This window comes from Erwinia sp. STN24, assembly GCF_041320675.1.
Classification (GTDB): Bacteria; Pseudomonadota; Gammaproteobacteria; order Enterobacterales; family Enterobacteriaceae; genus Erwinia; species Erwinia aeris.
Window position 1 is genome coordinate 1,553,949 of sequence record NZ_JBGGPM010000001.1, and the last position, 12,833, is coordinate 1,566,781.

The window sequence follows — 12,833 nt, forward strand, 5'->3', positions numbered from 1 at the left end:
AAAAAAAAACCCCACCGCAGAGCGTGGGGTTTTACTTTATGCTGTTTCAGCCTGCGGAGAAACTTAATCCAGCCACTCGGTGTGGAACACACCTTCTTTATCGGTACGCTTGTAGGTATGCGCGCCGAAGTAGTCACGCTGCGCCTGGATCAGGTTCGCTGGCAGCACCGCTGAACGGTAGCTGTCGTAGTAAGCGATAGCAGCGGAGAAGGTTGGTGTTGGGATACCGTTCTGTACGGCATAGGCCACAACGTCACGCAGCGCCTGCTGGTATTCGTCCGCGATGTTTTTGAAGTACGGTGCCAGCAGCAGGTTAGCGATGTCGGCGTTATCCGCATAGGCATCGGTAATTTTCTGCAGGAACTGCGCGCGGATGATGCAGCCAGCGCGGAAGATTTTAGCAATCTCGCCGTAGTTCAGATCCCAGTTGTTTTCGGTGGAAGCCGCTTTCAGCTGAGAGAAGCCCTGTGCATAGGAAACAATTTTGCCCAGGTAAAGCGCGCGGCGCACTTTCTCAACGAACTCTGCTTTATCGCCGGAAACGGTCTGCACGGTCGGGCCGCTCAGAACTTTGGAAGCCGCTACGCGCTGAGTTTTCAGCGAGGAGAGGTAGCGTGCGAACACGGATTCGGTGATCAGCGACAGCGGCTCGCCCAGATCCAGAGAGCTCTGGCTGGTCCATTTACCGGTGCCTTTGTTGGCCGCTTCATCCAGAATCACATCAACCAGGTAGTTACCCTCTTCGTCTTTCTTGGTGAAGATGTCTTTGGTGATGTCGATCAGGTAGCTGCTTAGCTCGCCTTCGTTCCATTCGCTGAAGGTCTTAGCCAGATCTTCGTTGCTCAGGTTCAGGGCATTTTTCAGCAGGGAGTAGGCTTCTGCAATCAGCTGCATATCGCCGTATTCGATACCGTTGTGCACCATTTTCACATAGTGACCAGCGCCGTCCGGACCGATGTAGGCAACACAGGCTTCGCCTTCGGCGCGCGCGGCAATTTTATCCAGAATAGGTGCAACCAGCTCGTAAGCTTCTTTCTGGCCGCCAGGCATGATGGATGGGCCTTTCAGTGCGCCCTCTTCACCGCCGGAAACGCCGGTACCGATAAAGTTGAAGCCCTGCTCAGACAGTTCGCGGTTACGGCGAATGGTGTCTTTATAGAAAGTGTTGCCGCCGTCGATCAGGATATCGCCTTTATCGAGGTGTGGCGTGAGAGAAGCGATAGTTTTGTCAGTCGCTTCGCCTGCCTGCACCATCAGCAGTATACGGCGAGGTTTCTCAAGGGATTCAACAAACTCTTCGATGGTATAGTAAGGCGCCAGCTTTTTGCCTTCGTTCTCGGCGATGACTTCGTCAGTCTTTTCGCGAGAGCGGTTAAAGATGGATACGGTATAGCCGCGGCTTTCGATGTTAAGAGCCAGGTTACGACCCATTACCGCCATACCTACAACGCCGATCTGTTGCTTGGACATTACATACTCCTGTCTGAAGGTCACTCACGGCGCCATATAAGCGCCATGAACAAATGCGTGATTTATGTTAACTCAGCTATTCATATTAGGGTAGTTATGATTAATCCGGAATTAGTAATCGCTGCGATTGGCACGATCGGATAACAACCGAGTTAAAGATATTCTGGGCTGGTTTTCGATATCAGCCTGAATAAAAGAGAGCAAAAGTTGAACGCCCAGTATTATAGGAAGAGCCGCTAACATAACCGTACCGCTGGTAGCAGGTAAACCGCTCGATACAGATTCACTCCAACAGCTAATCCCATAGATCATGCCAAACAAAAACAACAATGTTCCAAGAACAAGTTCAACCGAGGCAATGGAAAAACCCCGCAAAAAGTAGTTGTAAAAGATACGTTTGAAAAGATTTTTTACATTCCCTTTCAGGAACGGCACCATGATTTTCTTAATATTAAGATTAGATTCTTCATCACCATAAACGGCCCCCATAGGGATATCGCATATTTTAGCGCCAACTATATTCAGCCGAAAAAGTATGTCAGATTCGAAAAAGTATCTTTTGCTGATTTTTTCAAGTGGTAACTTTTTAAGCGCCACGGCAGAAATTGCAGTATACCCATTTGTTGGATCAAATAAATGATAATAACCAGACGAAAATTTAGTCATAAACGAGAGAACAGCATTTCCAAAGAGCCTGATTTTTGGCATAGGCTTTAGCGTATCAATATCGTGGAAACGATTACCTTTCGTATAATCAACATCCATATTAATAATTGGATTAATAAAATATTTGACTAACCCTGGATCCATTTGACCATCGCCATCTACCTTAACGAAGATATCCATTCCATCGTCAAGCCCAACACGGTAACCGTGAAGAACTGCTCCGCCGACTCCCTGATTTTCTTCATTGAATAGTACTTTAACCCGAGTATCCTGACAGTGCTCAATAACATATTCACCAGAATTATGCGGGCATTTGTCATCGACAGCATAAATAGTATCAACTTCAGGGCCTATCTTCTCAATAACGCTTAAAATATGCTCTTTAACCTTATAGCATGGAATTACCACTGCTACCTTAAATTTTTCATCTCGAATATTCATTTTTTGTACACCCAGACTTTTGCAATAACATAGCTTATGAAAAATAAAATGAACTCAACAACAATCTTTGATAAAGCCGCGACATAAGACTCAGGCGCTACTGCAGCGATAAAACCATGGATAAACATGAGAAGCAATGAGCTTAAGGCGGTCATTATTGACCAGTAAATCCAGAATTTGATAAATACTTTTAGTGACAACCTCTTCCGGAAAGTGAGCCTGCCATTAAGAATAAAACCTGTAATCGCTGCAATCGCTCTGGATATAAAATTGGCAACGACATAATCAGTGCCAAACCTCACCATCAAGCTAAATAGCATCGTATCAACTGCCAGCTGAGTTATGCCGACTGCAAAAAAGATAAATATATTTCTCAATTTTTAAAATCCACGCCTTTGCATTCAGTAGAGAGACCATTTAAGAAACAGCGCTCAGGAACCCTAATGACATCTGCAGAGGGCGTTGATATATGTTGTTCAGAATATAATTGAATATGAGCATAACGATTAAATATCCCATTTAACAAAGGCGCTGGGATTTCCGGGAACTTTTTCCTCCAGAAAAGAAGCTGTGGCGTCGTATTAACGTGTGCTACAGATTTAAACCCAAGCCCATTTGCAATCGCGCCTGGCAATCCCGCTCCCAAAACATAGCCATTTTGTAGTTGTTCTTTCGTCAGCTGACGCGTAACTGCAGTATCATGTTTGGCAAATATTGGCCGGGAATCTTGCAAGGGATTGAATAATGCGAAGGTGCAAAGACTAAACACAAAACATCCGCCAGTTAATACTAATGATGAAGACTGACGACACTTCATTAATACCAGCATAGTAGCTAAAGTTGCTATTGCAGCAATGACGTCCATTTTTATGGCAATCAATGACTGCTTAATTACAGCGCAGACTAAAACATATATTACCCAGTATGCTATTACCTTCCTCATCGATAAGTTAAGTGGAATTTTCTTTAACTTGATAACGCAGAGTATGGAGATTAGCAGTGCGAATCCCAGCATCAATCGGTTAGCGACGACTTTGTTCAGGAAAAGATATTTACCAGCTTCAGCTGGAATATCACAAACGATCCATAGCAGCATAAGTAATGCCACAATGAAAGTAACACTATTATTTTTAATCGAAGCAACAACTAATGAAGGCTGAAAGCGCCAGCTTGAAAAAGTAAAGAAAAGAAGAAAAGAAGGCAACAGCGTTGAAAAAGTAGAGATCTCACAGATATTTGTTATACCTTTATCAATCAATACTTCGAAATTTGCATCATACCACGCAGTGGGGATGATTAAAGAAAACAGCATAGGAGCACTTATCGCAGAGCCGCCGCCAACATTTCTTAAGCCAGGATAAACGGTATCTTTCATCATATGTATATAGTCAGAAAAATAGATCCACACCGTCAGAACTGCTATCCCACCTGCTACCGCTGCGCATAAGAAGTGTCTGACATTAACCTCTTTTCGATCCACTACTTTCCATAACCATACCAATCCAGCCAGCCCTAAAGCATAAGAAAAAGCAGGGTAGAGATTTCCAAATTGCCAGACAACCAGAAAATAATAGAATACTATGCAATATAACAGATTACCTCTTATTGCAACTAGCGATAACATAACCCATGGGAAAAATGAAAAAGTTGATGCGTTAACTGTCCACCATGCCTGGATGGCACCGGAAAAATAGAGAGAGATGCTGAAAAGGAATGCGCTCTTCCTTTCTAATCCTAGTTTTTCAAAGAAAAGTTGATAACCTAAGATAAAGAAAACGAAAAGTGAGAAATAGTAGACAGAAAAAGCATAAGGAGCAGATAAGAAAACATAGCTCCACTGTGTCGGTTTAAATAGCACCCCCCAATCAAATATGGGCAATCCATAGTTTATTCTTAAATCTTCATTGTACAATGAAGTATTATTAAACCGGTTAAAGCCATTATTTACTAAAGCTTGAGTTAACGGAGTCTGAACCCAATACTCATCAGTCCTTATTTGGCGAGCATGACCAAAATCCGGTTGCGCCTCTACGCCAATTGCATTCAGGGCCAGGCTATATGAGGAAGGAGACCACGCATTACCTATATAAAAGAAAGCACACACGGTAATGATGAAAATGATGGCCGCATTGTTCCTTACTGAAGATTTCGTGAACATACTTAACCTTATAATATAGGGATAGTGAAGCCAGGAATTATTGAAAAACAAGAGCTTTTATAAAAATTCATTTTGCATCTACCCCAAGAAAATCCCGACAACGTGATTTATATTTATTTCTTAAATGATAGAAATATCTTTATAACAGTCATCGGGATCGCTTAATTACTTTCGCTCTAAATTTAAAGGAGAAATAATAAAGTCTTACAGATTTTGTACATCTTTTAGACTATAACCTTCTTTAGATATAACTGAACCAATGATTCTTTCTACAGCATGGGCTAACGTGCCATCGAGTTGTCCTGCCTCAAGCTCGAATTCATCTTCGTCAATGAGTTTGTTAGTAAGCGGTTCAAGAGCGCTCATTCTGAACCAGAACATAGAGCCAGCTGGGAAATAAGTTTTATAATCGTTGGATAATTCAGCCGCACCCAATCTACTAAAAAGCTTATCTAACCATAATCTATTTCCTAAATTTATTTCAGGAATGGAAAGGTCGGTAATAGAATTTGCTGGAGCAACAACGCCTAATTTACCATCAGATTTAAATGCATTTAATACAGAATCTAACTTTTGATGAGAAGCTAATAAGTCATCAAATAAGCTTTCACGCCACTTTTGTCCATCAACGCGATGCGGTGATTTTTTAGTGTGCACCTTACAAATATATTCATAGCCAAAGCCTTCAGCGACTTTCAGAGCTTGAATAAATGGGCGGATATCGCGCCCGCGATTGTCAACAAGAATGAAGAAAACGTTGTTAAACGAGCTCTTAATATTCTCTAATGTTGAGGCTTTGACATCGCTACGGATCGTGACAATCAGGTCAAGTTTGCCCTGATGCTGCGCAATATATTTTTCTACGAGTTCGCATGCCAGATCTTCATAGTAAGCATGTAAAATCACTGCTGCATCATGCTGGGGAACAAAAGACTGATTAATTTCAGAAATTAGCTTATGATCGCAATCATACTTCGAAAGAGAATTACGTAAAATATTTGCTGTAGCATGAAGGTAAGCATAGCCATTATAACGATCTGGTTCCATATGTGCTCCTTCTGCCCACTCATTCCAGGCATTAACAAACACTAAACGTTCTTCGGGACGACGTTTCATTGTTGTCTTAATGGCACTGTCCAACCAGCGAGCATAGAGCTCTGGTTTAGCATTATGGAAAGAGTATCCCTGCCCCGGTTTGCGTGCCTCATTATCCCAGGAAGGCATTACCGCCTTAAAGTAAGGGAAGCGCTCATCGCTAACAGAACCCGCCCTTAAGGCTAATTCTTCGTAATCATAGACACGACCGGTGAACTTTTTATTAAGCATAGTCACTTTGTCAGTAATGTCCTGCGCATTCATGTGATGTGGCGGGAATTCAACGATAGCATCAAAACCAAAGGGTTCAGGGCTGTTTACTTCAAATGCCTTAACAACGACCAGATACAGGCCCGGCAGGCCATTTTTGATAGCATGTTCTCGCCAGCGCTGACCCGTCTCCTTCGCATTTGGCAAGGACGCGGCTCGATAGAGAATCAGTAACGGTTTGCCGTCAACGCGGATATAACGCTCATCTTTCAGTGCTGGCATAATATCATCAAGAAAAGCAATATCATCTTCAGGTGAATGCTTCTGAGAAATTAACACGTCATTTTCAAGTCCATCCCAACGTCGCGTCCAGTTTTCATTCGCCCAACAGAGACAGAAATTAATATCCAGCGATTTATCTTTCAGGAAATTATTAACCGGTGTTTCCATAAGTCTTTTACCACCAAACCAGTAATGATGGAAGCAAAAACCCTGAACACCGTATTGTTTAGCCAAGTTTATCTGCTGGCGCATTACTTCGGGTAAACGCAGGTCGTAAAATCCCAACTCACCCGGTAATCGTGGCTGTTGCTGCCCCAAATATTGTGGTCTGGCTTTAGTGACGTTAGTCCACTCCGTAAAGCCTTCACCCCACCACTCATTGTTTTCTTTGAAAGGGTGATACTGTGGCAGATAATAAGCGATAACTTTCACAGGCAATTCTACGCCTTCAAGTGAATCAAGCGCTTTAGGAACATAATGGCTTTGCTCATTAACTTTGAGCGAATTACGCTTATATTCACTTTCCAGCCAGGCTTCCAGCAAAGAATCCCGGTTTCCGGAGTCAATATACTCAGCATTTGCTCCAGCGATAGCGCTATGCGGACTTGATAAACTGTTGCTATAAGCCTGTTTGACTCGCTGATAAGCAGCTTTAACGCCTTCTCGCTTGATGATATCGGTAATCAGCTTTACACGATATTTAACTAAACCCCTGTCTTCAGAGTTTATCATTTTCTTTGCGAAGGAATAAAGTTTCAAATTTGACACCTTATAAAATTTAAAAATAAAACTACCTCTTGAACCGTGAGGTTAATTTCCTGTAGGAAGTAAGTATTTTCCATCCTTTAGATCCAAGGATATTCATTAACTGCGCGTTTGTATCCTGCAACTTCCCTTTTATTATTAAATTTTCATCCCTGCACTGTGACAATTCTCTTTCCTTGCTCTCCCATCCAGCAGCGCTTATTGCATACTCCCCTTCTTTTATCCCATGCTCTTTAGCCTTTAACTCATACTCTCTTTCTTTGTCTTTATATAATGCAATATTGTGATCATACTCCATTATTTTAGCGTTGAACTCGTTTTCCTGCTCTAATCTCTTATGATTGCACTGAGTAATTTCGTTATTTAAGTTGGCAAGCGCTACACGATAATCATTCAGAAAATTACGTACAAGAAAAGAGGCGCGTTGATAGTTTTCATAAAGCGCCGTTGTATCAACAGTGGCTATCTGACGCATTAGTTCAACTTCCTCTCGTAGGCAGCGCTCACACAGATTTTCGTCAGCATCCGGGAAAACATCAGCAATAATATCTTTAGTCAGTTGGTAAATATTATAGTCTGTTATTTCGTATGTAGGCGATACGGATGTAATACGCAAAAATGAATGTAGCAGCCCCCTGAAAATAAGGCTTGAGAGATTCAAAGGCTTGTCTGAATTTATCTCCAGATCGAATATTTTGTAACCTTCGTCTGTTTTAATAATGTTAAACGGTGTAGCATCAAGATATTCCGAGGCAAGCTTATGGTCCCAGGACCAGGAAGATTGGATCTCTTCTGCAGGTATAAGGATACTAATCCAGTGTTTAACCCATGCAACGATTTGCTGACGTTGCCACCCATGTTTGTTCATAATGCCGACCAAAGTCAGCCATAAGCTTTCACCCTGGTGATAATCTTCGCTCAGAACGAACCTGCCATCCATTTTAAAAACATTAGCTCGGATTTTTTCCGCTTCTTTAGAAAACTGGATAGCCTTTTGCTTATTATCCTTACGTGATTCTGAATAGTACCACGCTAAAGTTTGGTTATCGGTTAGGAAACGCTCAACCGGTGAAACAATCATCAGGAAGGAGTTCGCCAGATCTGCAGATAAATTATTTTTCCATACGCTTAAGGCTGCCTGTTCCAGCGAGAATGCATAATCGCTTGGCGGCTGAGCTTCTTTATGGAATATTTCACTTACCAGAGGATAGAGTATTTTACTATTTTCTGATTGGTGCCCGGAAGGTGTGAAAATTAGTGAAGGTAATTTATAATCCGGGAACGGCAAATATTCTTCAATATGATTATAACCTGCCGATTTTATCAAATCCTTAAGCTCTTCACGCCCTAAAGTACATACACCTGTGTCAGAGTAAGCATTATTGATGCCCAACATAGGAACGCCAAGATGATCTTCTTTGGCACCAGCTAAATATTTTAAACCAAGTTTATTTTCAATAGCAATAAACAAAGCGCCTTCCTGCGTCAGCCTGGCACGACAGGACTGCAGGAGCTTTTTCTGCCCGCCTGCTCCAAGAAAGCTATTGGCGTATTCCAGCACGCCAATCAGCATCACATAATCAAACTCCCCCAGATCGGGAACCTTTTCACTGGAAGCGCAGATCACCGTAACATTATCCATCCCGGCACATCTTTTACGCGCTATAGTTGCTCTTCTTAAACTGCCTTCGATAGCCGTAACCTGCGCGCCTGACTCAGCAAGGAAACGGGTTATCGCACCGCAACCGCAGCCAATTTCCAGAATTCTCTTGCCAGCAAATTTATTCGCAAAAGGCCTGAGCAGATTTGAACGTTTCGGCGTCAGATGATAAAGCGACGGCCAGTCCTTGATTTTTCCAACCAGTTCTGGCGACATAACCGAGCGGTCGCTGGTGTTACTCACTACGTCAAGGATATAGTTTTCGAACTCATCGCCATCATTATAATTAAATTTTTCCCTGTTTAATTCAGTCCAGAGATTGAGCTCCGAATCAAAGAAAAAGCCAGCCTCATTGAGCCTGGAAATTATTTTTTCATTAATCACAATTAATCGACGCCTCTAAGTTTACCAAACCGAAAAATTCCGAGGTTGGCTCTGTAGTAATATGTATTGAGTCGTAACGCCGGTCATGTGGAACTACTTGACCAGTTATGTCATAACTGGCCAGCCCCACGGAAAGGAAGTAGTCTCCCTGGAAAAGTTTAGCGGGCAACCGCATTGTTACCGTATATTCTTTTCCGGCCTCACCTCGTTCAATAAAAGGTGATTCCTGGATTTTAGAGTTCGTATTGTAGATAGTGATACCATCTTTTGTTTTAACAGCAAATCCAAAGATAGGCTTATCAATATCCTCATTGAACTTAAGTAAGAAATGGAGTATTAGTTCTTTGCCAGAAGTAATCGTGACCGGATAATCCTTATCACCCTGAGCAAAATAAAAATCTTGAATTTCAGCTTGCCGATCGCCCCATCTGTATTCAGAAGGATTATAATTCACTCTTTTTTCAAAGCCGTCTGAAGTTAATTTGACTTTCAAAGAGTTATCATCTGCCTGATTTTGCGTAAATCTTTTCAGACTTTCCGCTTCTTGCTTACTGGCAGCACTGATTTTTTTCTCATGCTCGGCGCGTTGTGACTTACTGGTTGTAGGTTTGCCGAAAAGTAGATCAAGATATTGGTTAATAATATTTTTGGGCGCGCCATTATCAACCATCAAGCCGTCATTTAATAAAATCGCCCGATCGCAATGCGTGATAATTTGCTCAGTGGCATGTGAGACGAAGAGGATTGAAGTGCCGTTGTTTTTTAACTGCTTAAGTCTGGCAAAGCATTTAGCCTGAAATTTAGCATCTCCTACCGCTAATGCTTCATCGACAATAAGAATTTCCGGATCGATTTGCGCCTGTACTGCAAATGCCAGCCTGACCATCATCCCACTCGAGTAAGACTTGACGGGAGCATCGATAAAATGGCCAATATCCGCAAATGAAAGAATATCATCCAGCTTTTTATCAATATCATCTTTTGACAAACCAAGAAGTGCGCCATTAAGATAGACGTTCTCCCGCCCGGTAAACTCACCGTTAAAGCCGGCGCCTAACTCCAGTAAAGCCGCTACGCGACCGTTGATGTTGACCGCTCCCTGGGTAGGAGTTAGCGTTCCGGCAATGATCTGCAATAAAGTTGATTTACCAGAGCCGTTACGCCCAACGATACCAACGGTTTCTCCTTTCGGCAAATTGAAGCTAATATCCTGTAGTGCCCAAAATTCCTGGTGATAAACGCGAGGTACCTTCCCCAGTTTACGTTCAAGATTAGGAATAATAAACTGTTTCAGACGCCGAACCGGGTTATCATATACCTGATAACATTTACTGACATCGATTATTTCCAAAGCATTGTCGTTAGATAACATCGGCAAATCCTTTACGGGTCTTTTGGAACCAAAAATAACCAAGCCATAGCAGTATTAGTGAACCAAGGCTGTATAACATAAGGCCGGTAAAATCAGGTAACTTGCCCCAAATCAATACATTACGAGCCTGTTCGATAATAAAGGTAAGAGGGTTAAGCAAAATTATTGACTGGAACTTTTCCGGCACGGCTGATAGCGGATAAAAGATAGGCGACAGAAACATTACAACCGTTACTAATAGCGTTATAAACTGTCCTAAATCCCGAATAAAAACACCAAGCGATGAAATAAAATAGCTTAACGCCAGTGATAATAAAAACATAGGTAATAAAACGACAGGGAGTATTATTGCTGTCCAGTGGACAAAACCATTATAGATAAGAAAAGCCAGTATCAGTACGGCAACATTTATGCAAGTCTGGAAAGCAACAGAACATAATGTTATTACTGAAAGTGTTTCCAGAGGGAAGACAACTTTCTTAACGTAATTCACATTATTCAGTATCAGCATGGGGGCTTTAGTCAGGATCTCGCTAAATATACCGTGAACAATAAGTCCTGCAAACAGGATGATGGCGAACTGTGCTTTAGATTCGTTTCCCGCCGCGTTTCCCCAGCGCGCATTGAAAACTTCAGAAAACACCAGCGTATATACACCCAGCATAAAGATAGGATTAATGAAAGACCATAACAGCCCCATAACAGAGCCCTTATAGCGACTAACAATATCCCTTTTAGTCATTTCATAAATGATCTGTCTGTTTTTAAACGTGCTTTTACATAGTGACACAAGTGAAGTACTATGCTCTGTTTGCTGCTGCAAAATTTCACCTCACGTAAAAAATAATATTAGATCTTTTTCAACAGAATGGCGATAAAAAGTCCTAGCGTACCTGGAAAAGTTTGTCTATACAGGCCCAGTTTAGCGAATATTTTCACTCTTGAAAATAACCCACTTTTTCTTGCCTGAACAAAATTTGCCAAAATGACTTTATTTTCAGCGTTAACTTCAGATGTCATTTTATTCAAGGCAAGTAAGTTTACATCAATCCATTCTTTGAAATGCCCATCAAGCAAACCAAAAATGCGTTTAAATCTGGCCATCCAGCCAGTATTAGAACCGACTAAATTGCCGTTATGCTGACGATATTTTATAGTTGGCGTGGGATCGTAAATTATTTCGCCGCCGACAGCCGTGATAATGATATAAATCCACCAGTCATGAGAAACGATTGCTACATCCTGTGGCGTTTTAACAACTAAACCTCTGGCGGCATGATTCATCAGCATCGTATTGCCTCCTGCAATGCTTTGAACCAGTGCATTTCTGAAAGAAGGCTTTTTTTCAAACAAGGGTGATTCGCCCAGATAATGGTCATTTTCGTCAACCAGCCGCGTTCTACCGCAGTAAACTGCAGGTACTAATGTATTACTGTTACTCAGCAAACTTATTCCGGCAGCCAGTTTTTCTGGCATCCATTCATCGTCCTGATCGCAAAAAGCGTACCAGGGGTATTTGTCCCCGCTTTTTTGCAGTAACGATATGAAGTTCCAGGCAAAACCTTTGCCTGGCCCCGTAACGATATTAAATCTTTCTGCTCCAATTTTACGCTGGTATTCTTTAAGAATATCCAGAGTACCATCAGTTGAACCATCATCTGAAGCATATATCACCCAGTCCTTCCAGGATTGGGTGATAATAGAATCAAGCTGTCTGCGTATATATTGACTACCGTTATATGTGCATAAAAGTACCGCAACTGTTTGCTTTGTATCCATGGTTAGTCAAATAGCTCTGCTGCGTTAAGAAGCAATCCCTTTTCATCTTTACCAGAGAGCATAATGTTACCCGCTTCTGGCCATTGGATATTGATATCAGGGTCGTTCCACATAATGCTGCGCTCAGATTGCGGAGCATAGTAATTAGTGGTTTTGTAAATAAACTGAACTCGCTCGCTAAGCGTAACAAACCCGTGAGCAAAACCTTCTGGTATCCACAGCTGACGATGGTTTTTTGCGCTAAGATTAACGCCAACCCACTGTCCGAAAGTTGGAGAGGATTTTCTGATATCAACCGCTACATCAAACACTTCACCTTCAACGCAGCGCACCAGTTTTCCTTGTGCATGTGGCGCTAATTGGTAATGGAGTCCGCGAAGCACGCCCTTTTTTGACATTGAGTGGTTGTCCTGTACGAACGCCACGCTTCGCCCTACGGCTTCATTAAAAATCGCCTGATTAAAACTTTCATAGAAGAAACCGCGATCGTCGCCAAAAACTTTGGGTTCGATGATCTTAACGTCAGCAATTGCCGTATCTGTAATTTTCAT

At 42.1% G+C, this 12,833-nt stretch carries 10 protein-coding genes; all 10 read right to left on the bottom strand.

Translation table 11 applies throughout. From position 1 onward, the window contains the following. Positions 1–63: 63 nt before the first annotated feature. Entirely contained in the window at positions 64–1,470 is a 1,407-nt protein-coding gene (gene gndA, locus ACA373_RS07520; RefSeq protein WP_253460110.1) for an NADP-dependent phosphogluconate dehydrogenase, read from the bottom strand. A gap of 111 nt (positions 1,471–1,581) precedes the next feature. After that, positions 1,582–2,577, bottom strand: a complete 996-nt coding sequence (locus ACA373_RS07525; protein ID WP_370734276.1) for a glycosyltransferase family 2 protein — start codon at positions 2,575–2,577, stop codon at positions 1,582–1,584. Beyond that, positions 2,574–2,954, bottom strand: a complete 381-nt coding sequence (locus ACA373_RS07530; RefSeq protein ID WP_370734277.1) for a GtrA family protein — start codon at positions 2,952–2,954, stop codon at positions 2,574–2,576. The genes ACA373_RS07525 and ACA373_RS07530 overlap by 4 nt, the downstream gene beginning before the upstream one ends. Beyond that, positions 2,951–4,735, bottom strand: coding sequence for a hypothetical protein (locus ACA373_RS07535; protein WP_370734278.1), 1,785 nt, complete (start codon positions 4,733–4,735; stop codon positions 2,951–2,953). Before ACA373_RS07535 ends, ACA373_RS07530 begins: the two co-directional genes overlap by 4 nt. Before the next feature lie 204 nt (positions 4,736–4,939). Beyond that, on the bottom strand, positions 4,940–7,081 hold the full coding sequence (locus ACA373_RS07540) for a glycoside hydrolase family 99-like domain-containing protein (RefSeq protein ID WP_370734279.1): 2,142 nt from the start codon (positions 7,079–7,081) through the stop codon (positions 4,940–4,942). Positions 7,082–7,112: 31 nt separating this feature from the next. Further along, the gene (locus tag ACA373_RS07545) at positions 7,113–9,131 is read right to left on the bottom strand and encodes a class I SAM-dependent methyltransferase (protein ID WP_370734280.1); all 2,019 of its coding nucleotides are present in this window, start codon (positions 9,129–9,131) and stop codon (positions 7,113–7,115) included. Next, a complete protein-coding gene (locus tag ACA373_RS07550) occupies positions 9,124–10,503 on the bottom strand; it encodes an ABC transporter ATP-binding protein (protein WP_370734281.1) in 1,380 nt (459 codons plus the stop codon). Before ACA373_RS07550 ends, ACA373_RS07545 begins: the two co-directional genes overlap by 8 nt. After that, positions 10,493–11,326 carry an ABC transporter permease gene (locus tag ACA373_RS07555; protein WP_370734282.1) on the bottom strand — a complete coding sequence of 278 codons (834 nt, stop codon included), beginning with the start codon at positions 11,324–11,326 and terminating at the stop codon, positions 10,493–10,495. Before ACA373_RS07555 ends, ACA373_RS07550 begins: the two co-directional genes overlap by 11 nt. A 26-nt stretch (positions 11,327–11,352) precedes the next feature. After that, positions 11,353–12,282, bottom strand: coding sequence for a glycosyltransferase family 2 protein (locus ACA373_RS07560; protein WP_370734283.1), 930 nt, complete (start codon positions 12,280–12,282; stop codon positions 11,353–11,355). A 2-nt stretch (positions 12,283–12,284) separates the two neighbouring features. Then, positions 12,285–12,833, bottom strand: a complete 549-nt coding sequence (gene rfbC / locus ACA373_RS07565) for a dTDP-4-dehydrorhamnose 3,5-epimerase (RefSeq protein ID WP_370734284.1) — start codon at positions 12,831–12,833, stop codon at positions 12,285–12,287.

Excerpts from the sequence above, each read along its gene's own strand:
- gndA (WP_253460110.1), bottom strand. The coding sequence starts at position 1,470 with ATGTCCAAGCAACAGATCGGCGTTGTAGGTATGGCGGTAATGGGTCGT.
- ACA373_RS07525 (WP_370734276.1), bottom strand. The coding sequence starts at position 2,577 with ATGAATATTCGAGATGAAAAATTTAAGGTAGCAGTGGTAATTCCATGC.
- ACA373_RS07535 (WP_370734278.1), bottom strand. The coding sequence starts at position 4,735 with ATGTTCACGAAATCTTCAGTAAGGAACAATGCGGCCATCATTTTCATC.
- ACA373_RS07550 (WP_370734281.1), bottom strand. The coding sequence starts at position 10,503 with ATGTTATCTAACGACAATGCTTTGGAAATAATCGATGTCAGTAAATGT.
- ACA373_RS07560 (WP_370734283.1), bottom strand. The coding sequence starts at position 12,282 with ATGGATACAAAGCAAACAGTTGCGGTACTTTTATGCACATATAACGGT.
- rfbC (WP_370734284.1), bottom strand. The coding sequence starts at position 12,833 with ATGAAAATTACAGATACGGCAATTGCTGACGTTAAGATCATCGAACCC.